The organism is Pelotalea chapellei (genome assembly GCF_018531195.1).
In the GTDB taxonomy this organism is placed as follows: domain Bacteria; phylum Desulfobacterota; class Desulfuromonadia; order Geobacterales; family Pseudopelobacteraceae; genus Pelotalea; species Pelotalea chapellei.
Genome location: NZ_JAHDYS010000003.1, coordinates 127,294 through 148,248, shown reverse-complemented (window position 1 = coordinate 148,248; position 20,955 = coordinate 127,294). Strand labels below are relative to the sequence as shown.

Annotated in this window: 19 protein-coding genes and 1 pseudogene; 12 read left to right on the top strand and 8 right to left on the bottom strand. The window is 51.9% G+C overall.

Annotated elements, in window-relative coordinates; all coding sequences use genetic code 11:
- Window positions 1-62 precede the first annotated feature (62 nt).
- The 7 genes from KJB30_RS04055 (at window position 63) to KJB30_RS04025 (ending at window position 8,015) form a co-directional block, all read left to right on the top strand.
- Entirely contained in the window at window positions 63-2,336 is a 2,274-nt protein-coding gene (locus KJB30_RS04055; protein ID WP_214296659.1) for a PAS domain-containing hybrid sensor histidine kinase/response regulator, read from the top strand.
- 151 nt (window positions 2,337-2,487) lie between these two features.
- Window positions 2,488-2,976, top strand: a complete 489-nt coding sequence (locus KJB30_RS04050) for a nitrous oxide reductase accessory protein NosL (RefSeq protein ID WP_246545489.1) — start codon at window positions 2,488-2,490, stop codon at window positions 2,974-2,976.
- Window positions 2,976-3,287, top strand: coding sequence for a hypothetical protein (locus KJB30_RS04045; protein WP_214296658.1), 312 nt, complete (start codon window positions 2,976-2,978; stop codon window positions 3,285-3,287). The genes KJB30_RS04050 and KJB30_RS04045 overlap by 1 nt, the downstream gene beginning before the upstream one ends.
- Entirely contained in the window at window positions 3,274-4,404 is a 1,131-nt protein-coding gene (locus tag KJB30_RS04040; RefSeq protein WP_214296657.1) for an ABC transporter permease, read from the top strand. The genes KJB30_RS04045 and KJB30_RS04040 overlap by 14 nt, the downstream gene beginning before the upstream one ends.
- A gap of 9 nt (window positions 4,405-4,413) precedes the next feature.
- The gene (locus KJB30_RS04035) at window positions 4,414-5,097 is read left to right on the top strand and encodes an ABC transporter ATP-binding protein (protein WP_214296656.1); all 684 of its coding nucleotides are present in this window, start codon (window positions 4,414-4,416) and stop codon (window positions 5,095-5,097) included.
- Window positions 5,097-6,098, top strand: a complete 1,002-nt coding sequence (locus KJB30_RS04030) for a hypothetical protein (RefSeq protein WP_214296655.1) — start codon at window positions 5,097-5,099, stop codon at window positions 6,096-6,098. The genes KJB30_RS04035 and KJB30_RS04030 overlap by 1 nt, the downstream gene beginning before the upstream one ends.
- A gap of 246 nt (window positions 6,099-6,344) precedes the next feature.
- The gene (locus tag KJB30_RS04025; protein WP_214296654.1) at window positions 6,345-8,015 is read left to right on the top strand and encodes an FAD-dependent oxidoreductase; all 1,671 of its coding nucleotides are present in this window, start codon (window positions 6,345-6,347) and stop codon (window positions 8,013-8,015) included.
- A 79-nt stretch (window positions 8,016-8,094) separates the two neighbouring features.
- Here KJB30_RS04025 and tal read toward each other — a convergent pair whose 3' ends face one another.
- Window positions 8,095-9,237: a transaldolase gene (gene tal / locus KJB30_RS04020; RefSeq protein ID WP_214296653.1), complete on the bottom strand. Its 1,143-nt coding sequence runs from the start codon at window positions 9,235-9,237 to the stop codon at window positions 8,095-8,097.
- Window positions 9,238-9,511: 274 nt separating this feature from the next.
- Between tal and KJB30_RS04015 the strand changes: the two genes are divergently transcribed.
- The 3 genes from KJB30_RS04015 to vapC all read left to right on the top strand — a co-directional run bounded on the left by KJB30_RS04015 (window position 9,512) and on the right by vapC (window position 12,304).
- Entirely contained in the window at window positions 9,512-11,389 is a 1,878-nt protein-coding gene (locus KJB30_RS04015; RefSeq protein WP_214296652.1) for a glycoside hydrolase family 15 protein, read from the top strand.
- A gap of 286 nt (window positions 11,390-11,675) precedes the next feature.
- Complete coding sequence (gene vapB, locus KJB30_RS04010) at window positions 11,676-11,903, top strand: type II toxin-antitoxin system antitoxin VapB (RefSeq protein ID WP_214296651.1); 228 nt, start codon at window positions 11,676-11,678, stop codon at window positions 11,901-11,903.
- Entirely contained in the window at window positions 11,903-12,304 is a 402-nt protein-coding gene (gene vapC, locus KJB30_RS04005; RefSeq protein ID WP_214296650.1) for a type II toxin-antitoxin system tRNA(fMet)-specific endonuclease VapC, read from the top strand. The genes vapB and vapC overlap by 1 nt, the downstream gene beginning before the upstream one ends.
- A 269-nt stretch (window positions 12,305-12,573) precedes the next feature.
- On the opposite strand, the gene KJB30_RS04000 is transcribed toward vapC, so the two are convergent.
- Window positions 12,574-13,308 (bottom strand): DUF3108 domain-containing protein, encoded by a 735-nt coding sequence (locus KJB30_RS04000; RefSeq protein WP_214296649.1) that lies wholly within the window; start codon window positions 13,306-13,308, stop codon window positions 12,574-12,576.
- A 377-nt stretch (window positions 13,309-13,685) separates the two neighbouring features.
- Here KJB30_RS04000 and KJB30_RS03995 point away from each other — a divergent pair, with 377 nt between their 5' ends.
- The gene (locus KJB30_RS03995; RefSeq protein WP_214296648.1) at window positions 13,686-13,949 is read left to right on the top strand and encodes a hypothetical protein; all 264 of its coding nucleotides are present in this window, start codon (window positions 13,686-13,688) and stop codon (window positions 13,947-13,949) included.
- 91 nt (window positions 13,950-14,040) lie between these two features.
- Here KJB30_RS03995 and KJB30_RS03990 read toward each other — a convergent pair whose 3' ends face one another.
- Both KJB30_RS03990 and KJB30_RS03985 read right to left on the bottom strand, forming a co-directional pair.
- Window positions 14,041-16,203 (bottom strand): ATP-binding protein, encoded by a 2,163-nt coding sequence (locus KJB30_RS03990; protein WP_214296647.1) that lies wholly within the window; start codon window positions 16,201-16,203, stop codon window positions 14,041-14,043.
- Window positions 16,203-17,426, bottom strand: a complete 1,224-nt coding sequence (locus KJB30_RS03985) for an ATP-binding protein (RefSeq protein WP_214296646.1) — start codon at window positions 17,424-17,426, stop codon at window positions 16,203-16,205. The genes KJB30_RS03990 and KJB30_RS03985 overlap by 1 nt, the downstream gene beginning before the upstream one ends.
- A 236-nt stretch (window positions 17,427-17,662) precedes the next feature.
- Between KJB30_RS03985 and KJB30_RS03980 the strand changes: the two are divergent.
- Window positions 17,663-18,217 (top strand): annotated as a pseudogene (locus KJB30_RS03980) (DsbA family oxidoreductase); the annotation flags it as partial.
- A 72-nt stretch (window positions 18,218-18,289) separates the two neighbouring features.
- Here the strand turns inward: KJB30_RS03980 and KJB30_RS03975 are convergent.
- From KJB30_RS03975 to KJB30_RS03960, 4 genes are all read right to left on the bottom strand, one after another.
- Window positions 18,290-19,051 (bottom strand): sugar phosphate isomerase/epimerase family protein, encoded by a 762-nt coding sequence (locus KJB30_RS03975; RefSeq protein ID WP_246545505.1) that lies wholly within the window; start codon window positions 19,049-19,051, stop codon window positions 18,290-18,292.
- Window positions 19,052-19,062: 11 nt separating this feature from the next.
- A complete protein-coding gene (locus KJB30_RS03970; RefSeq protein WP_214296644.1) occupies window positions 19,063-19,809 on the bottom strand; it encodes a nucleotidyltransferase in 747 nt (248 codons plus the stop codon).
- 334 nt (window positions 19,810-20,143) lie between these two features.
- On the bottom strand, window positions 20,144-20,485 hold the full coding sequence (locus tag KJB30_RS03965) for a nucleotidyltransferase domain-containing protein (RefSeq protein WP_214296643.1): 342 nt from the start codon (window positions 20,483-20,485) through the stop codon (window positions 20,144-20,146).
- On the bottom strand, window positions 20,478-20,897 hold the full coding sequence (locus KJB30_RS03960) for a nucleotidyltransferase substrate binding protein (RefSeq protein WP_214296642.1): 420 nt from the start codon (window positions 20,895-20,897) through the stop codon (window positions 20,478-20,480). Before KJB30_RS03960 ends, KJB30_RS03965 begins: the two co-directional genes overlap by 8 nt.
- Window positions 20,898-20,955 lie beyond the last annotated feature (58 nt).

Below are 20,955 nucleotides of genomic sequence, written 5' to 3'. Positions count from 1 at the left end.
TTCTTCTCCCTCCTTATTTGGGGTTGGTAAAATACCATGGAAATCAGCAAGGATAAAATCTCATGGACCAGAACCTGAAGGAAAGCGATCTTTTTGAACATGCGCCGGTTGGATGCTTCAGACTGGATCGTGCAGGAATCATACGTGAGGTGAATTTTGCTGGAGCTGAAGTTTTCGGCAATGACCGCTCCAGCTTGATAGGCCGGCAGCTTGCCACATCTGTCTCCATAGCAGATCAAAAGGTTATTTCCGCACTATTGGAGAGAGTTTTTAAAGAAAACGGCAGGGAGTTGTGTCAAGTCAAGCTTTCGAATGGGGTCATGGTGCAACTCGGGGCTGTTGCCGCAGCATCGGGCAATGAGTGTCAGGTCGTTATAACAGACATTTCAAAGGAAAAGCAGGCCCAGGAGGAGCTGCGGGCAAATGAGGAAAAATTCCGACTCCTGATTGAATATACTCCAGCAGCTGTTGCAATGCTGGATCGGGAAATGAAGTACATTGCCACCAGCCGCCGCTGGTTGAGCGATTATCGTCTGGGCGGCCAGGACATCATCGGCCGGAGCCATTATGAAGTCTTTCCCGAAATTCCGGACCATTGGAAACAAATTCACCAAAGGTGTTTGGCTGGAGCGGTTGAAAAATGTGACGAGGAGCCGTTTCACCGGTTGGACGGCGCCGTTGACTGGAACCGCTGGGAGATTCGACCGTGGCATGACCGTAATGGGAATATCGGTGGGATAATCATCTTCACTGAAAATATCACCGGGCGGAAACGAGCCGAAGAAGCTCTGAGGCAGAGCGAAGAACAGTTCAGGACGATGGCAGACGCCATGCCACAGCTTGCCTGGAGTGCCAATGCCGACGGGTTTATCTACTGGTTCAACAGGCGATGTTACGAATATACTGGTATGGCCCCCGATCAGATGGCCGGATGGGGCTGGCCAGGCATCCAGGATCCAGATGCGCTTCCATCGGTGTTGGATCAGTGGGAAAAATCTCTTCAATCCGAAGCTCCTTTTGAGATGGTTTTTCCATTGAAAGGAAGAGATGGGCAATTTCGGCCATTTCTGACAAGGGTCCAGCCGTTGAAGGATGCCAAGGGGCATGTAGTTCAATGGCTGGGAACCAGTACCGACGTCACCGAGCTTGCTGAAGCGAAGAAAGCTGCCGAGGTAGCCAACAGGGCAAAAAGTCAGTTCCTGGCGAATATGAGCCATGAACTCCGTACTCCATTGAATGGCATCCTTGGTGTGCTCCAGCTAGTTCTTGAGGGTAATGTCGGCGATGTTGACCCTAAACAGCACGAATTATTGTCAAAGGCAGGTAAATCAGCCCATTCACTACTTCAGATAGTTAGCGACATCCTTGATTTATCGAGGGTTGAGGCAGGGAAACTGCATCTCAATGAGAAGCCCTTCTCGCTACGGCAAACCATTGCCGAAGCTGTCGATTACTTCTCTCTTGAAGCTCGAAACAAGAGCGTTGAACTTGCGGTCACCATTGCAGAAAATGTCGCAGATGCCGTACAGGGAGATCAGTTGCGGCTGAGACAGGTTTTAATCAACTTGATCGGCAATGCCGTCAAGTTTACGGGCAAGGGAAAAATTGAAGTCCAGATAACAGGCAACATGCTTGTGGCTGGGAAAAATGAAATCACCTTTACCATAACAGATACCGGCATCGGTATTCCCGCCGATAAGATGCATCTGCTTTTCAGCGCTTTCAGCCAGATTGACGATTCTGACACACGCAAATACGGCGGAACCGGACTTGGTCTTACCATCACCAAGGAATTAGTTGAGATGATGGGAGGAACAATCACGGTCACCAGCCGGGAAGGGGCAGGAAGTTCTTTCTCATTTACCGTGCCTTTTATGGAGGCTGAAGTAGAAAATCTCTCCGCCACCGATAAAGCAAAGCGACAGTCTTTCCAACAAGTCTCTCCCCAAGCTGTAGCCGCGGGAAGGCACAGTATTCTTATTGCAGAGGACGATGAGTTGGCTGCGGATATTATGAAGGCCATCCTCTCTTCTGACGGCATGCAGGTGTCTCATGTGCCGACGGGCCAGGATGCGGTGGATATGTGGGAACAGGGCAGGTACGACTTGATCATCATGGATGTGCAGATGCCAAGGATGGATGGTATCACGGCCACACGGATCATCCGTGAACGTGAGCAAACAAGCGGCAGACATATTCCTATTCTCGCCATGACAGCCCATGCTTTTTGTGAGGATAAGGAACGGTGTCTTGCCGCAGGCATGGATTTCTACCTGACCAAACCATTGGACCTCAACAAGGCAAGGGAAGTAATCAGGACCATGATAAGAAAATGATTCGACTCTTTAGGATTAACAAACGCTTGAGTTGGAGTACCAACCTGCTCCGGAACTGTCGAAAGAGTGCCGGGATAGGAAGTACGCTCACGATGTCTGAAAGACACACCACGCCGCAAGGTGAAATAATAATTTGAAAGGAGTTTTCGTGATGAACAACATGATTTTCAGGAGTCTGGTCCTGTTTTTAGGGATTTTCTTAGTCGGGGTCTCATTTGCTTTCGCCGCCGAGTTAAAGCCCCGCAAGGTTGGCCCCAAGGATAAATGCGCAGTATGCGGCATGTTCGTAGCCAAGTACCCCGACTTTGCTGCACAGATCCAGTTTCGGGATGGTTCAACGTTCCATTTCGATGGCACCAAAGATATGTTCAAATATTACCTTAATCTGTCCCGCTACGCCCCAGGCAAGAAAACGACTGACATCACTGCCGTACTTGTTACCAACTATTACGACCTGACCATGGTGGACGGACTCCCTGCCTATTACGTCATGGGGAGTGATGTATTCGGTCCCATGGGACGCGAACTGGTCCCTTTTGTCAAAGAAGCACAAGCGCGTGAATTTCTGAGAGATCACAAGGGAAAATCCATCATCCGGTTTCGCGACGTAACTCCCGCTCTCCTCAAGCAGCTTGATTGATGATGCTGCGCCGCTCGACGATTTATCTGGGAACAACCATGGGGCTAATCTTGATCATGGTTGGGCTGTTTCTGCATGCCTCCGGCCAAGTCCGTGCATCCGGATCGCTCTTCGCCCGCAAGATTGTGCTGGTGAAACAACTGGAATTGACCGATCTTTGTCTTTTTACCGAGGCCAGTTACACTCGACACCTGAGTATGACCGATCTCTCCACCCCTTTTCAGGACTCGCCAATGGCGCTGGAGCATTTCCCCACCGGCGCACTGGTCGAACCACCGCCCCATTTGGTGAGGAACCATGGCAGCCATTGAACACCATCGACATATCCTGGATTTCACCCTCTCATCGCTCCTGCGGCGCAAGGGGAAAAATGCAGCATTACTGTCGGTGTACACCTTGATCATCTTCATCCTTGCCTCTGTGCTTTTTTTTACCCATGCACTTAAACGCGAGGCGGCCTTGGTACTTAAAGAAGCCCCGGAGATTATCGTCCAGCGCACGCTGACTGGTCGTTATCAGCCAATTCCCACCGCTTGGGGTGATAAGATTCGCGAGATTAATGGAGTTATCTCTGTTCGCCCACGCTTATGGGGCTACCAATATGACAACGTCTATCAAGCCAATTACACCCTGACTGTGCCGGCCGGAAATCCGCCCGAACCTGGCAGTATCGACATAGGTAGCGGTATTTCCAGAATGAGAGCCGCCCATCCAGATGACATCATAGCATTCACCGGACATGACGGCCTGCCGCGCACCTTTATCATCAGAAACATTTTGGACAATGAATCTCAACTCCTGACCAGCGATCTGATAGTGCTCTCGGAAAAGGATTACCGCGACTTTTCCGGCATACCGGCCGAACAGGCCACCGACTTGGCCTTGAGGGTCCGAAATCCCAGGGAATACACCACCATTGCTGAAAAAATTACTCAGATGTACCCCGAAACCCGTCCCATTGTACGCACCGAGATACAACGCACTTATGATGCGGTCTTTGGCTGGCGATCCGGATTGCTGATTGTTATTTTCAGTGCCGCTGCCCTGGCTTTTGTTATCTTTGCCTGGGACAAGGCTACCGGTCTTTCTGCCGAAGAACGGCGGGAAATCGGTATATTAAAGGCGGTTGGCTGGGAAACCTCCGATATTCTGTTGATGAAATTCTGGGAAGGTACCGTTGTCTCGCTGACTTCATTTCTGGTGGGAACAATCCTGGCTTATGTCCATGTATTTTTAACTTCGGCGGCCTTGTTCGCGCCGGTGCTCAAAGGATGGTCGACACTCTATCCCACCTTCCGTCTGACCCCTTTTATCGACTTCGGCCAAATGGCCACGCTCTTCTTCCTGACCGTCGTTCCCTATACTGTCACTACCATCGTCCCGTCATGGCGAGCGGCAACCATCGATCCCGATGCGGTTATGCGTTGAGGAGGCTTTATGATATCGCTATGTGACATCGCTAAGATATTTAATGCCGGAAAAACCAATGAGTTCTCAGCTCTGCACAATGTTTCACTAAATCTGCGCATGCGTGAAACAATTGTTCTTAAAGGGCCGAGCGGGTCTGGCAAAACTACCCTGCTTGGGTTGGTGGGGTGCATGGCCCGTCCGACCACCGGACGCATCTTTTTGAACGACCGGGAAATCACCAGCCTGCCGGAGCGTTTTCTGACCGAAATACGCCGCTCCACCTTCGGTTTCATTTTCCAGCAGTTCAACCTTATCAAGGGGATTTCGGCCCTTGAGAATGTCATGATCCCCGCTTATCCAACCGGGGAAAAAAATTCACTGCTGCGCAAGAGGGGGCTGGAGAAACTGGAAATGTTCGATCTCGGCAAACGGGCCAATACCAGGATCGAGTTTCTATCTGGTGGAGAGGCCCAGCGGGTGGCAATTGCCCGGGCGCTGATCAACAACCCTGCCATTATTATCGCCGATGAACCGACCGCTCACCTGGATAGTAAGCTATCCAACGAGTTCATGGAAATCATGAAAGATCTGAAGGCTGCGGGGACGACAATTATCTTGGCCAGTCACGATCCGATTGTCTATAACTCCGCTTTGGCGGATCAAGTGGTCGAGATGCGCGATGGTCAGGTAGTCAAGGATGGAAGGCTTTAATGATCCTTAATCCGAACATCCTGGCGCTGTTTATTTCATCTCTTTTGATAAGCCTGATGACAATCTATGCCGCGTGCTACGGAGTTACGATTCTGCGCCGGTGGGACATCTCAAGTGGCAGTGAGCTTCAACTGGTCCTGGAACGGCGCACATATCTGATATCTACTATCGTCAGCTATTTCCTGGCCTTTCAACTGGTATCACTGTTTCTGTTTATCCAGACGGCTGACAGCATCTGTCACCTGTTTGTTGGTGCGATGTGCGCAGTGGGAACCCTGACGGCTCACCACTTCGGTTATCCAACCCTGCTTCTCAAGTTGGTCACCTTCATTATGGCCGGCCTGTGGCTGATTCTCAATCGCGCCGATAACCAAGGGTATGACTATCCGCTTATACGAGCCAAGTATCTGCTGTTGTTGATAATGGCTCCCTTCATCCTGGCTGAAACCGTACTGCAGAATATCTATTTTCTTGGACTCAAGCCTGACATCATAACCTCCTGTTGCGGTAGTCTTTTCAGTCAAGGTTCACGGGGAATTGCTTCAGAGATTCTGGCCATGCCAAGCATTCCAGCAAAGATACTCTTCTACTCGAGTGTGCTGGCCACGTTCACAGCAGGTGCACGGTTTTTCTGGAACGGCAAGGGTGGCTATCTTTTTGCCGGCTTGAGCGGAATCGCCTTCATAACCTCGATAATCTCAATGATTTCTTTCATCGCTCTCTATTTCTACGAAATGCCTTCACATCACTGTCCCTTTTGCATATTGCAAAAAGAATATGGCTATATCGGATACCCGCTCTATGGTTCATTGTTTCTGGGTGCAGTAACCGGACTCGGAACAGGAGTACTACAAGCCTATCGTAAAAAGGAAAGCCTCAAACTGATCATCCCTGTCATGCAACGAAAGCTTTGCGCCATATCAGTCATTTCATTTTTGTTTTTCACCGTGATTGTGACCTGGAGGATATTTTTTAACAGCTTTAAGCTGGAAGGATATTGAATTACCGGAATATGTGCATGGCTTGTTGAAAGCGTTAATCTGACAAAACGGAGGCCGGGACACCTTAAAAGGGGTTGTCCCGGTTTTTTTGTTTTAATCGTCTGATTTCGCAAAATTGTTCCTGTGCAGAGGCGGGGTGTAAGGGCGGGTTTAAACTCGACCATGCGACGTTCATTGCGGGTTGTGAGACATTCAATATACTTTAGGTATGGTTGATTCAGCTCAGGCATGAGCAGGAGGTTCCAAATGACCGATACATCGGCGCCGATTCCCGGCGAACAGCCGGACCGGATGTTTCCCAAGCTGACGCCGGAGCAGGTGGCCCGCGTCGCCTTGCAGGGTGAGATACGGAGCGTCGAGGCGGGTGAGGTGCTTGTCGAAGCGGGCAAGCAAACCACGCGGTTCTATGTCGTCAAGACGGGGCAGATCGATGTTGTCCGGGTATCGTGCGACGCAGAGGAACTTGTAGCCATCGCCCGGGCAGGTCAATTCACCGGCGAACTGAACCTGCTTTCGGGGCGTCAGTCGCTCGTGCAACTGCGCGCGAGCGAGCCGGGTGAAGTGATACAGATGGCTCGAGAACAGTTGCTTGGACTTGTGCAGGCCGATAGCGAACTGAGTGAAGTCTTCATGCGCGCCTTCATCCTGCGGCGGATGGAGTTGATTGCGCGGGGCATCGGAGATGTCGCGCTCGTCGGTTCCAGTAATTCCGCCGGCACACTTCGGATCCGGGAGTTCCTCACGCGCAATGGCCATCCTTATACCTCTATTGACGTGGAACGGGATCCGGATGTCCAGGAGTTGCTGGACCGGTTTCAGGTCCATGTCGAAGAGGTGCCGATCGTGATCTGCCATGGCGTGAACGTGCTGCGGAATCCGAGCAACCAGCAACTCGCGGAGTGCCTTGGCTTTAACGATGCGATCGATCGGTCACAGGTTCGCGATCTGGTCATAATCGGCGCCGGGCCTGCGGGTCTTGCGGCTGCCGTGTACGCGGCATCGGAAGGGATCGATGTCCTGGTGGTTGAAGGGAATGGGCCTGGAGGACAGGCAGGCTCAAGCTCGAGAATCGAGAACTACCTCGGCTTTCCCAACGGTATCTCCGGCCAGGAACTTGCGGCACGTGCTTACACGCAGGCCCAGAAGTTCGGAGCCCGGATTCTTATCGCAAAGTCCGCGACGCGGCTCCACTGCGATCGCAAGCCCTATTCGGTGAATATTGATGACGGATCGCAGGTACAGGCGCACACGGTGATCATCGCGACCGGAGCACAATACCGGAGGCTGCCCCTGGAGAACCTGGCACAGTTTGAAGGCGCGGGTGTGTATTACGGTGCTACCTTCGTGGAAGCGCAGTTGTGCAGTGGCGAGGAAGTCATTGTGGTGGGGGGCGGTAACTCGGCGGGTCAGGCGGCCGTTTTCCTGGCGCGGACCGCCAGGCGCGTGCATGTTCTGATCAGATCGGCCGGACTGAAGGAGACCATGTCGCAATATCTGATCAGGCGCATGGAAGACCACCCGGGGATCGTAGTGCGGACCCGTTCGGAAATTGTCGCGTTAGAAGGCAGCGATCATCTCGATCATGTTCGCTGGCGTGACAATCAATCAGGAGAGATCGAAGTTCACCCTATCAGTCATGTTTTCGTCATGATGGGTGCCAATCCCTGCACAGGATGGCTCGACAGTTGCCTGGTACTCGACGACAGCGGTTATATAAAAACAGGCCCGGATTTGTCACAGGATAATTTGTCTACGGCACAGTGGCCTCTTGCCAGAGGCCCGTATTTCCTGGAAACCAGCGTGCCCGCAGTATTTGCGGTCGGCGATGTCAGGTCAGGCAATCTCAGGCGGGTGGCAGCGGCAGTTGGGGAGGGATCGAATGTGGTGTCGTTCGTCCATCGGGTGTTGAGCGAGTAACGTAGAGGACGATTTATAATGCTAAGCCGTTGTTCTGGAAAGGGTAGGCTTACCCCTCCAGGCCCCAGCAGGATGCCATTTATATGCCCCGGGTCCACTCATACCGACCTGCAATTTTCTGTTCCAGCATCTGTATCAGCTTGTCGAAAGGTTCGACGAATTTTTCCACCCCTTCCTGTTCCAGGTGCCGGGTTACTGCATCCAGGTCAATACCAGCCTCCGGCAAACGCTGCAGTACCCGGCCAGCCTCTTCCAGCCCCTCCTCCAGTCGAAGTTCGGGATTCCCGTGATCACGATAGGCCAGCAAAGTTTCCATCGGCAGGGTATTAACCGTATTCGCTCCGATCAGTGCTTCCACATATTTTACATCGCTGTAAGCCGGGTTCTTGGTGCTGGTGCTGGCCCACAGCACTCGCTGAGGGCGACCGCCCTGTGCGGATAGGTTGCGAAATCTTTCACTGCCGTGGATCTGCTTGAATATCTGATATGCTGTCTTGGCGCTTGCAATGGCAACCTTGCCGACCAGCATGGAGGCAAGGTCCGCCATCCGACCCCCTTCCTGAAGTTTCTTTGTCAGCAGCGAATCGACCATTACATCGATGCGGCTTAGAAAAAAGCTGGCCACTGAAGCAATGTTCCCCAAGGGAAGGTTGGCGGCCGCCCGCTCTTCGAGCCCCGCCATATAAGCTTCGGCTACAGCCTGGTACCGGGGCAGGCTGAAAAGCAGCGTCACGTTGACGTTGATACCGCTGGCTATGAGCTGGCGCAGGGCCACAAGTCCCTCCACAGTGCCGGGAACCTTGATCAACACGTTTGGACGATCGACCCTGGACCAGAGGTGCCGGGCTTCAGCGACGGTGTCGGCAGTGTCGAAGGCCAAGTGGGGTGATACCTCAAGGCTGACAAAGCCATCGTTACCTTCCATCTTGTCATAAAGAGGCCGCAGCAGATCGGCAGTACGCCGGATATCTTCAATGGCAAGCTCTTCGTAAATCTGATTGGCAGTTCTCTGTTGCTGTAGAAGCGAGTGGATTGCACTGTCATAGTCGCTGCTTTCGACCATGGCCTTAGCAAAAATAGAAGGATTGGAGGTTATTCCTCCCAGCCCGTCCTGGTCGATGAGCCGACTGATTTCTCCCGAATCAAGCATGCTGCGGCTGAGTGAATCAAGCCAGATGCTTTGGCCTAAACTTGTCAACTTCAGAAGCGGATTTTCTCTCATGACATTTCACCTCGCTTTTTAGACGGAAACGGTTCTCTGAGACAAGAGTAGCTCATGTTGTATTAAACGCAATTGGAATTAGCTCAGACTAATTAGTTACTTAGGCTGCGGGGCGCCGTATTGCTAAGGTCTTTACCTCTGATACTCTTTAATTGGCAAAACAGCAGTCCCACCCCTCATCCTATCCTTCTCCCACAGGATGAAGGGATTCAGTTACCCTCTCCCAGCAGAGGGTGGCCAAAAGCCGAGAGAAGGTCGCCAGGAGGACCATTCCATGCCATCGCATTACCAGCCCATTGAAAATTACGGCGTGATCGGCAACATGCGCACCGCGGCACTGGTCGGAATGGATGGCTCCATCGACTGGCTCTGTGTGCCGCATTTCGATTCTCCCAGCGTATTTGCCGCCATTCTTGACGATCACCAGGGTGGGCGGTTTCGGATCGCCCCCACAGGGGATCATTTCCGGCGCAAGCAGTTCTACTGGCCGGATACCGCCATTCTCATCACCCGTTTTCTGGACGAGGAGGGTGTTGGGGAAATCGAAGATTATATGCCGGTTGGTGGCGTTGGGGAGGAAGTGATCCGGCGCGTCCGTGTTGTTCGCGGACGGGTCACGTTTCATCTGGAATGCCGTCCCGCTTTCGATTATGCCCGTGCCACACATCAAACCCTTCTCAGCGAGGATGGCGCCCGCTTTGACGGGCCAGGTCTGAGCCTTGCACTGGCCTCTCCCGTGCAACTCCATCTGTCACCCGCCGCTCACGGTGATACTGCCGGGGTGGCCGCCGACTTTACGCTCGGCGAGGGGGAGAAGGTTACTTTCGTGTTGCGGCGTGTCTGTTCTGACGATCAGCAGCGGCCATGCCCCTGTGCCGGAGAGGCGGAAGATCTGTTTCGGGAGACCGTTTCCTACTGGCAGCGCTGGACTGCCAAATGCACCTACGCCGGCCGTTGGCGCGAGGTTGTGCTTCGTTCCGCCATCACGCTTAAACTCCTTTCGTACGAACCGACGGGGGCAATCGTTGCGGCTCCGACCTGCAGTCTGCCCGAGGCGATCGGCGGGCAACGCAATTGGGACTACCGCTATACCTGGATCCGTGACGCGGCTTTTACTGTCTACGGCCTGCTCCGCATCGGGTTCACCGAAGAAGCGGCTCGTTTTCGAGACTGGCTGGAGCGGCGTTGGAAGGTTCATGGCGAGGCGGGATGGTCAGTGTCTCAGAAAGGTAACGGCCCGTTGCAGCTGATGTACGGCATCGACGGCCGTACCGAACTTGCGGAGGAAATCCTTGACCATCTGGAGGGGTACCGGGGCTCGCGGCCAGTGCGGATCGGCAATGCCGCCCATCGGCAATTGCAACTCGATATCTATGGAGAATTGATGGATGCAGTCTACCTCCACAATAAATACGTGGAACCGGTCTCCTATCATGACTGGATTCACCTGCGGGAATTGGTGGACTGGCTTTGTGATAATTGGAAACGCCCGGATGAGGGGGTCTGGGAAGTGCGCGGTGGGCGGCAGCATTTTGTGTATTCGAAGTTCATGTGCTGGGTCGCCCTGGATCGCAGCTTGCGATTGGCCGACAAGCGGTCTTTCCCTGCGGACCGGCACCGCTGGTTCAAGGTTCGCGATCAGATTTACGAAGAGGTCATGGCCAAGGGGTGGAATGAGCACCGCGGCGCCTTTATCCAGGCTTATCATACCGAGGCCCTGGATGCTTCCAGTCTGCTGATGCCGCTGGTGTTCTTCATGTCGCCCAGTGATCCGCGCATGGTGAGCACCGTGGACGCGATCCGCAGACCCCTGACCGCTGGCGGTCTGGCTGCCGACGGCCTGGTTTGCCGGTACAATCCCGCTGTGGCGCCGGATGGTCTCCCTGGTCACGAGGGGACCTTCAACATGTGCTCCTTCTGGCTGGTTGAGGCGCTGACCCGCGCCGGCCATACCGACCGTGCACGTCTTGAGGAAGCACGCCTGCTCTTCGAGCAAATGCTCGGCTACGCAAATCACCTTGGCCTTTACGCCGAGCAAACCGGTTACAGCGGTGAGGCACTGGGCAATTTTCCACAGGCTTTTACACACCTGGCCCTGATCAGTGCCGCCTTTAACCTGGACCGGGCACTTGGCTCATTGCGAAGTCGGTGATGTTTTCCTTTGAAAGCTTTCTAATGGCTATTTTAGAAAGAAGTAATTTGAGTGGTGGCGTTTCGCAATGTTCAGACGACTTATTGAATTTCAGGGTGGAAAGAAGGGAGAATTAGACAAGGGAGTTAGCTACTGTTCACCAGCGTTCCACTGCGACGCGAGATAGCCTAAAAAGGTTCTGCTCCATTTGCGAGTTTCTCAGATCAATGGCTGCGTCTATTGTTTTTCTTGTCATCATCAAGATAAGAATATATATTTAAAATATATATTAATTGGGAGGCCATTGATGAAAACTGCAAAAATATTTCAAAATGGACAGAGTCAAGCTGTCAGGCTGCCCAAAGAGTTTCGCTTTGACGACAGCGAGGTATTTATTAAAAAAACCGGCAATATCGTACAATTGATTCCTCGTAGTGATTCGTGGAATTCATTATTTGGAAGCCTTAAAAAATTCTCCCGCGATTTCATGGTTGAGCGTGTTCAACCAGAGCTGGACAAACGGGAGAGTTTCTGATGAAGCTGCTGCTCGATACCAATATTTGCATATATATTATCAAACAGCAGCCGCCAGCCGTTCTCAGGCGTTTTTTAGAATATCAGATTGGTGACATTGGTATTTCTTCAATTACTCTATCGGAATTACGTTATGGAGTTGCCAAAAGTACACAGCAGAAGAAAAATTCCAAAGCCCTTGATGAGTTTATTACCCCTTTAGAAGTTGTTTCTTTCGATGAAGATGCCGCTCATGTGTACGGTGAAATTCGAGCAACTCTTGAAAAGGCCGGAACACCAATTGGTGCTATGGATATGTTGATTGCTGCCCATGCCGTTTCCTTGGGAATTCCTCTGGTTACCAATAACACCCGCGAATTTCTGCGTATTTCAGCCCTCAACCTTATTGATTGGGTAGTTTAATTCTGTTTGTAATTCGCGCTATGATACGAACTATTAGGGTTTAGTTCGGAGTCAGTCCTGTTTGAATCTGTAATTTGACCGGAATCCTCGGTGCCTGTCTGATGGTTGCACTTGCCGGGGAATATTGATCGGATAGCTTTATAGAAAGCTGTTAACAACTCGATGTAAAGCATCTCTTCATCTCTTCACGCTCAACCCCGCTACCTTTAACGAATTTTTTTCGTTTTTCGCACCGGTGGTTTCGTGGATGAAAAAACACAGGACAAGGATCAATAATTGCCGCCGGTCAGTACCGCTGTGACACTCCCCAATTTCACTTTTGTCTGGGCCTTCACCGGTATGCGCCGGTCATCGTCCGTCAGCCAGATGTAGGCACCTTTTTTCCCTTCGAACACCCCCACCGGTTTCACCATCGGCTCAATTACAATCGTATTGAACTCGCCCGCCGGCACCTTGATCCTCTCGCGCCGCAGCGCCCTGATCTTGATGCGGTGCAGTTTTTTGCTGTCCAGCACGTTGATATAAAGAGATTTGCCCGGTTCGAGGGGCTGGTACCGTGTGTAGTAGAAGCTTGAGTAAATGTCGTAGGTGCGTGGTTCAATGGGGATGATCTGCTTCTCACCATTAGTCTTGTTGTGGTAGAGGGCGCTCCTCCCGGTCGAATTGAAGGTGATCTCCCGGTCGCGAACGCTGCGCCCTTCCTTGAAGAGCATCTTGAAGCTGCGGGTGGTGCCGGGGAATACTCCACCCTTGTCGAGGATGCTTTCGGTGCGGTCATCGACCGGGAAGAATGCGGAGAGCCAGTCATTGGAGCGCGCCGTTGAATTGATACGGCGCAGCCCACCTTCTTCGGTTATCTCATGGGTTGCCGTGCCAACGGGAATCCCGGTCCAGCTGAGGCTGTAGACGAGCTTTTCCGGAATTTTCTCGAAAGCGAACAAGGGCAGGGGGGATACGAGGAGCAGCAGGAGGGTCGGCAGCCATGCGGCAAGAATGCGGTACATAATTCACCTCGTTTGCGGTTAAAACAACGGGGTTGAGATGCCGTCGGGTTTCAGGGGCGGCGGTATTCATGAATGAGTGAGTGTGCGGCATTGTAGCAGGTTGCGCTGGTTTTGCAACGGAGGGACCTATGGCAGAGGCGGTCAATGGAATCAGAAGCATAATAAATTTTGTGAATTTACCGTGTTTTCCCTTTACCTTCCCCTGAACTCATTGTAGCAACTCCTCCACTTCTGATCCCCTTTTGTCCTTAACTGTTTCTGCAGTTGCACCCCCACCTCAGGCTGATACTATTAAGATTGCAACAATAAACAAAGATATCTCCATTCAAGGTATTTTCCTTTCCATGAAGGAATGGCCAAGGGAGTAAGCCGTCGCCTTGGCGGTACTCCACGGGGATCAGAAGGAGTCCAGCCGATTGAGGGAGCGGCTGCAGCTTCCATTCCCCGTGCTGTCAGATCAAAAGGGAGAAGTGGTCGCTTCCTTTGCCGGTGGTGGCACGGCGGTTTACATCACCGATCGTTTTCGGGAGATCTTCGCTCACTGCCATGATGACAAGCTGTTTTCCAGTGATGAGGTGCTGGAGTGGCTGGCTCACATCAACCGGCAGTGTCCGGAAGGAGTGTCGCATTGGCCGGCGTAGGTTACGCCGTCAGAATTTATTCCTGCTCTGAGTGGAACGTTTTAAGGGGATAGGCAACGAAATTAGCCTTTCCCCTTTATTTTTTGCTGCTTTAGCGACAGTTGTCAGCACACTCGTCCTGTTGTTCTATTGCCGTTGCAATGAGATCCTGGAGCTGAGCTACTACCTTTGTGAAAGCTGGTTCAGCCATCATTTTTTGAACATACGCTGACTCCGGGTCATGAATGCAGACCCATAAACTGAAAAATAGCGATTGGCTTGGATACTTTGTTGCTATGAATCCCAAAAACTTTTTAACCGCTTCATCCTTAATCACGTCCGCCTGGTGAGCCAGTAACAGTGCAAGAAATAACCTAAAATCTTTACTGCTCCGTTTTGTGCTTATGCAGATGCTTTGGAGAGCTTCATAACTTTTAATCATATGTTCAACATTATTAATGTGCCCGTAATACGCAACTTGGATTACCAGCAACATTACAGCTGCGTCGATAAAATGGTTGCGTGATTTATCTGTTAGGGTTTCAGCAAAACTAAGTGCTGTGTCGTAATTTTCTAATGCCACATTAAGCATGAAAAATGTGTCGTTCGCATTGCTACTATCGGGACTAAAATTGAGTGTTTTCGAAAGCTCGCTCCCGTGCTTCACTTTAATATTAACAAGATGTTCACCATAATCTTCCAGCGTTTTTGCTATATCAAAGGTGTTCTTGTAATAAAGTGGAATTGTCAATGAATAGGTGATCAATAAAGCCAGTGGGCCATCATGGATTTTTGACATCATATCGACAAGAATGTCCGTGCCATTTGCCAAATACTCTTTTTTAGTAAGCTTGTTTTGGTCCAGTGTGCGCAGTCTTTCCATGAAATTGGTTTTAAATATTCTTTCTAGATCGACATCTGCCTTTCTTTCCTTTTTCTTTTTACCAACCTGTTGCGCACAAAGATCAATCACCGCACAGAACGACGGATTCGATACCATAAATTCAAAGGTTTGCTTGACCAACCGCTGATAATGATTCGCACAACCTCCTTCCGACTCCTCAATCCTCCGGTTTTCCTCCATGATTTGTTCTCTCGAATACAGAAGCAACATCAGCTCCATCAGCCAGCGCATCTCTTCCCGGTGGCTGCTGTCGCGCATCTGGAACCAGGTGCGGTACAGATATTCGTTGAGACAGTAGAAGTTTGACTTCCCTTTTGAGAACGCCACCCGTACATAACCGTTGTCCTTGGCCTGCTTCAGGTAGTTGCGCACGGTGCCTTGCTCCATCTCAAGATGTTCAGCTATCTCCTTCGGGCTCTGGGCCGGTTCATAGGCGGCCAGGGTATTGATGATATCCTGCAGATACTCCGGGGTGTCGTTGATAATCGCTTCGAAATAGGGGGTCAGCTCGTCCAGAATGCGATCCATGATGTCGATCATCTCTTCATTGACATCTGTCTTGAGGATGTCGGAAAGAAAAACCGCCATTCGTGGATTACCGCCGGTAAAGGAGTGCAGCACCTTGAGGCGCGCTTCGTTCTCCAGCATGATCCTGGCCTGTTCCTCCCTGCCGTAACCGCTGAGCAGGTTGGAAACCAGTGCCTTTACATCGTCAAAACTAAGTTCGTTCAGGCGGCGGATATGGAAAAAGTGATAAAAGGGGTGGCTGTGATCGTGTAGGGCGTCAAAGATGGTGGTGGCAGAGCCGAACAGCAGCAGTGCATCTTCGCTCTGCAGGTAGGCGCGCAGCTTTTTTTGATCGATGATGCTGATTTTTTTGCCAAGCAACTGTTGCAGGTTTTCCGCGATCAGCAGGATATGCCGCTTGGTTTCGCTGCGGATCCAGGTGATGACGCTGAACAGGTAATCAACTCGTTCGTCATGGCGGATGCTGCGGATCTTGGCTATCTTCTCTTTCAGATCAGGAACTATCGTGTTCTTGCCCTGTTCCAGATCGTGCAGTATCTCGGTTGCGGCTCGCTCCAAAAATTTTGCCAGATCCCCGGCCATCCTGATTTCTTCAGGAAATAGCACCGGTATCCAGAGTGCGCTTAACTCGCTATCGGAGCAGACCTTGTGGTGAAGCAGGGTCAAAAGATGCGATTTTCCCATGCCCCGAGCACCGACTATCATCCAGTGCTGCTTCGGGCTTTCTCCTTTTTTTAGCGCCAGTTCGGACAAGATGCCTTTCAGAATGTCGTGACGATCTGCCCCAACCAGTGAGCTTTCCAGCTGTTCAGCAGATTTTTTGCGCGGATTGTACTTGTACATTATCTCACCCCCGCTTTACATGCCCACCAATCACGCAGCAGTGGCGAGAGAAATGACAGTTTGCCGGCGGAATCGACATCTCGTTTGAGATAACCTTCGTAAATCAGGCGATCCACAACCTTTTGGTAAGTGGCATAGGCGAGACGGCTGTCGGCAATGACAACGTCATACAGTTCCCGTTCGTGCCAGTCATCGTTGCAAAGGGTGCGCAGAATGGCGCGCGTACTTTCCAGTTCCTGTTGTGACGGGATGTACGTGTTCAGCCGGGAGTCAAAGTGGTTTAGATCATGATCACCGTTACGCAGCATGTTGTCGTAAATCCCTTGCAGCAGTTGAAAGTAAATCTCGCACCGACGGCTGTCACGCACTGCCTTGATTAGAACCTGCCCGTAGTATGGCGGGCCATTGGCAGTCTTGGCGACCATGAATTCGAGGGCTGCGGGCTCCAGCATAATATTGTAGCTGGTGGCGAGACCCTGCAGCAGTGCTCGGGCTTCATCTATCAGCATAGGAGGAACCCGAAGGGTCTCGGTGTCGTTCATTCGCTTGCCGAGTCCTGCTTCTTCCAGCGTCTTGCGTAGATTTACCGAACCGCAGAAGACGAAATGGCACTGTGCTGAATCCTGATATTCCTGGCGGATCGACCTGAGCCAGGCGGTAAGAACATCCGTAGCCTTGACAAAACCAAGTGGTTCAGCGCCTCCGGCAAAATTCTGCAGCATGTCGGGAAACTCATCGAAGACAATCACGACGTCTTTGCCCAGCCTGTTTGATCCTGCTATTAGGGGGGAAAGTCGCTCTTTCCAGGTGGTAAAGTCAAAATCGCGGGTTATCTCGCGCAATTCAAGCTCAAACTCCGGAAGACCGATGGATGGCACGCGAGATGCCACTGCGTTCCAACTGCTGCTAAGCACGGTTTTAAGCCACTCTCCATAGCGTTTGACGTCATAGAGAGTAATGAGCTGTTGGTAAAGCTTAAGGCAGAACTGATCGAGAGTCTCTACCCCCTCAAGTTCAAGAAACAAGATCTGAAACCGGCTTTCATCACCTTTTTCATGTTCCTGCCGGACAAACTCCTTAATGACACTTGTTTTTCCAAACCGGCGGGGAGCCTCAACCACTACCGAGTGTCGAAGAACAAGCTTGCGCAACTCATCCACAAGAAATTTGCGGGTATCAAGATAGTTACCGGCAACAACCGCTGATCCAGTTATATTTTCCATGGTTGCCCTCACGCGTTTTAATTTTAGTCACGTTACTTTTTGTATAACGTTATCAATTATAAAACGCAACTTTTTTCCACGGACCACAAGTAGCGTACAATCTCTCCCGCCTAATGACACGAGAGTTGCTCCGTCCCGGATACCGGATACACTTACACTAAAAAATTGAGAGGTGAGTCATGGATAAAGCACCCGTTGTGGAAGTCTTTTTTGACTATATCTGACCCTGGTGCTATCTCGGTACCGTGCGTACTGATCGTTTGCAGCGGGAATATGGGGTTACTTTGCGTTGGACAGTTTTTCCGCTCCACCCGGAGACGCCGGAGGAGGGGATGGAGCTCTCCGAGCTGTTTGCAGGGCGGGAAAAGGAGATTAAGGAAATGCAGGCGAGGCTGCGCCAGCTGGCCGCTGCTGAGGGGCTTCCGCTGGCGGAACGAACCCGTACCAGCAATAGCAGGCGAGCCCAGGAATTGGGGAAATGGGCGGAAGCGCTGGGGAAGGGGGACCTTTTCCGAAAAGCTGTTTACCAGGCATATTTCGTGGACGGGATAAATATCGCCAAACTGGACGAGCTCGTGCGGATCGCGGAGGCCGTGAACCTTTCGGGTAAAGAGGCGCGAGCGGTGCTGACGGCGGGGAGCTTTGCCGCGGCAGTCGATACGGATTGGGAGCGGGCTCGGGAATTGAGGATCAGGTCTGTTCCCTCCCATCTATGTGACGGAAAGAGGCTGGTTGGGTTCAGTTCCTACGATGATTTTGTGCGTCTTATCGGGGCAGAGATAAGATCCTAGCTTTAATCCAAAAGTGCAGGTTGGTCGTGGCAGGTGGGAAAGATGTTGATTTTAAATAGACTGACTGAGCGGTCAGACTTTATCCCACATGGTCCGCAGCTTCTCCATACTTATGGCGAGATAGGTGGGATCCGGGGTGAAGACTTCCAGAGTGATGGTGCCGTCGTAGCCGGTATGCTTAAGTTTCCGCAGGTGGCTCGCAACATCGATGGTTCCGGCGCCGAGCGGGAGATGGAGGTCGGCGACGCCCCCTTTGTTGTCGTGGAGATGGACATGTCTGAGCCGGTCGCCGAATCTCGCAAGGATGTCCTTCATTGTGCTAGCCTCGACCATCAGCTCCGTGTGGCCGATATCCAGGTGGAGCCCTAGTTGGGGCAGCGGATCGAGCAGCTCGCCAAGCTGGTCGGCACTGTTGAAGCCGCCGGGCACGTTTTCGATCATGATCCCCACCCCCGTACCATCGGCCGCCTCCAGCAGCTCGCCCAGGCTCTTCAGATTCTGTTTGATCACGTAGTTCCTATCGTGCATCGGCGCGTTCCTGTCCGGATGGATATTCATCCAGCTCGCTCCGGCTTTGGCAAAGAACATAAGCGAACGGCGGAAAGCTTCCACTGCCCCCTGCCGTACCTCCTCGAATGGATGGCCGAGGGGAAGGAAGTACGCGGTATGTCCCACGATGTCCAGGCTATGGTCAGCGAGTGCCTGCCTGACCGCCAGCGGGTCGCACTGCCACCACCCCGCTCCAGGCGGTTCCAGAGTCAGGTCGATGAAATCGAGCCCCATGTGTGCAAACTTGCGGATCTCCTCAAGCGGGTTTTCTCGGGGATGGTTCATTGCTCCGATCTTCATGATTTTTCTCCGGGAAACAACTGCTCTGCCATAAGGAGGGCCACCCTTCCTCTGTCCACCTGAAGGTCCGAGTTGACCGGCGGCAATAGCCCCAGGCTTGTCCAGATATGAGCCGGCAGCAGATACGCCTTGCCTGGGCAGAGCCAACGAAAGACATTCATGACACCTCCGAGGAGAAGGAGGTCATCCCCCAGAACTTCGAACATCCGCGCCCAATCCAGCTCACTCCCCATGGCATACAGAAGATTCATTACGTCTGGCCAGTCGGTCCGGTCCCTCTTCAGAATATAAAGCTTAGCCACGATCAGCTCTTCCACCGGGATCAATCGGATCCGGCTTTCTCTCACCGAGAACTGCCACCCTTTAGTCAGCCACGTCTCGTCCACGGCGGTCTTTCCATTCAGCGTCATCCAGAGAATGTCCACTATCGCGCCATGACGGATGGCACGATAACTCCAGGTCCGGTCGTAGGGGAACTCGGTATACTCCTTGAACCCCAGCCCATGTAGCATCTCCAGGAGCGCTCCACTGTCTTCCTCTCGTACGAAGAGGTCCATGTCTTTAGTGTAGCGGCGGGTATGTCCCGAATAAACGGAAACTGCGAGTCCTCCGCCAACTACGAAACGGATGCCTCGTTTGGCTCCTTCGGCGAACACTGAGGCGTATTGGGACCATAGTTCCGGCGGCACCAGACTCGTCAGAATCTCCGCCCCCTTTTCCGGCGAACTTTCAGGTCGCTGCATGTCAACCCCCGTTCCTCGTGCCCGTACGGCCTCTGTTAAACAAGCGCCAAGCATCGCGATCACCTACTACAATTGAAACAGGGGAGGGGGATCTGTCAAGGGTGGGGGATTGTGCGCTTTTAGTCGCGTGAGTTTAGCCTTTTTAAAACTTGTATCACGCGGCCAGAAGTAGGTGCTCTAGGCAAGCCCGCAGAGAGAATCTAACCTTAAGAAAACCATGAACTTCATCCTCACAATGGTTTAATCTGTTTTTTCGAAGACATTTCGTGCGTATAAGAAGGTTTTGCTTAGCCTTTCTCTGCGTTACTCTGCGGCCCAGCGTGAGATAAGGTCTTTAAAGCCGATGCTTCTCGGCTGCAAAACTTTCTGCATTGTAGAATTCGACACCGACACGGTGGATGTGGTCGATCAGGTTGGAGTTATTGATTTTATGGAGCAGGGAAAGGTCAAAGGAGTAGGGAAGGTCGAGATCGTCTAGAGCTATCGAAACATCGTTCAGAAATGATTTCGGTAATTCGCCTGCGGTGGTGAGGGTTAGATCAATATCGGAACCTGGCTTGAAGTTCCCCTTGGCGCGTGAACCGTAGAGCGTGGCGGTTTGTATCTGTTCAAAACCGGCCAGGGCGGCGCGAATACAAGCGATGACTTCCGTGGTCAGGCCGAATAGTTCAGTCATGATGTGCCATAAGCTGTGTGAGTTTCTCTCTTAGTGCTACGAATTCGGGATAGTATCGATAAATGATGTCTTCCAGAATTTGAAGCGTAACTTCTTCATTGTAGGTATGGACGGTCAAACCTCGGCTTTTGATCATTTTCATCCAGACGTCGCCGTTAGCAATCATTCCTCGCTTGAAGGCAACCCTGATGGCGTCCCTGCTTCCCTGAATATTTTGCTCTCCCTGATACTCGTAAAAGTCCTTCAAGGTGTTCCATGCCAGTTCGTAGTTATACTCAAAAGCTTGGATGACACCCTGCTGCTCAAGGTCATTGAGGTCGCGCTCTGCCATCAGGGCAATGGCATTATCCAACTGTTTAAGCGACTTTTTGAAGTTGTCGAAACGCTGCATCCAGCGGATATCTTCGGTCATTGATAAATCCTTTCAGGTAAACTCTGCTGCAAGAAATCCTCTGATCATAAGTTGAAAA

Coding starts and splice junctions, on each gene's coding strand:
- KJB30_RS03975 (WP_246545505.1), bottom strand. CDS start 19,051: ATGAACCATCCCCGAGAAAACCCGCTTGAGGAGATCCGCAAGTTTGCA.
- KJB30_RS04030 (WP_214296655.1), top strand. CDS start 5,097: ATGATCCTTAATCCGAACATCCTGGCGCTGTTTATTTCATCTCTTTTG.
- KJB30_RS04035 (WP_214296656.1), top strand. CDS start 4,414: ATGATATCGCTATGTGACATCGCTAAGATATTTAATGCCGGAAAAACC.
- tal (WP_214296653.1), bottom strand. CDS start 9,237: ATGAGAGAAAATCCGCTTCTGAAGTTGACAAGTTTAGGCCAAAGCATC.
- KJB30_RS04040 (WP_214296657.1), top strand. CDS start 3,274: ATGGCAGCCATTGAACACCATCGACATATCCTGGATTTCACCCTCTCA.
- KJB30_RS03985 (WP_214296646.1), bottom strand. CDS start 17,426: ATGGAAAATATAACTGGATCAGCGGTTGTTGCCGGTAACTATCTTGAT.
- KJB30_RS04055 (WP_214296659.1), top strand. CDS start 63: ATGGACCAGAACCTGAAGGAAAGCGATCTTTTTGAACATGCGCCGGTT.
- KJB30_RS04025 (WP_214296654.1), top strand. CDS start 6,345: ATGACCGATACATCGGCGCCGATTCCCGGCGAACAGCCGGACCGGATG.
- vapB (WP_214296651.1), top strand. CDS start 11,676: ATGAAAACTGCAAAAATATTTCAAAATGGACAGAGTCAAGCTGTCAGG.
- KJB30_RS04050 (WP_246545489.1), top strand. CDS start 2,488: ATGAACAACATGATTTTCAGGAGTCTGGTCCTGTTTTTAGGGATTTTC.
- KJB30_RS03960 (WP_214296642.1), bottom strand. CDS start 20,897: ATGACCGAAGATATCCGCTGGATGCAGCGTTTCGACAACTTCAAAAAG.
- KJB30_RS04015 (WP_214296652.1), top strand. CDS start 9,512: ATGCCATCGCATTACCAGCCCATTGAAAATTACGGCGTGATCGGCAAC.
- KJB30_RS04000 (WP_214296649.1), bottom strand. CDS start 13,308: ATGTACCGCATTCTTGCCGCATGGCTGCCGACCCTCCTGCTGCTCCTC.
- vapC (WP_214296650.1), top strand. CDS start 11,903: ATGAAGCTGCTGCTCGATACCAATATTTGCATATATATTATCAAACAG.
- KJB30_RS03990 (WP_214296647.1), bottom strand. CDS start 16,203: ATGTACAAGTACAATCCGCGCAAAAAATCTGCTGAACAGCTGGAAAGC.
- KJB30_RS04045 (WP_214296658.1), top strand. CDS start 2,976: ATGATGCTGCGCCGCTCGACGATTTATCTGGGAACAACCATGGGGCTA.
- KJB30_RS03970 (WP_214296644.1), bottom strand. CDS start 19,809: ATGCAGCGACCTGAAAGTTCGCCGGAAAAGGGGGCGGAGATTCTGACG.
- KJB30_RS03965 (WP_214296643.1), bottom strand. CDS start 20,485: ATGACTGAACTATTCGGCCTGACCACGGAAGTCATCGCTTGTATTCGC.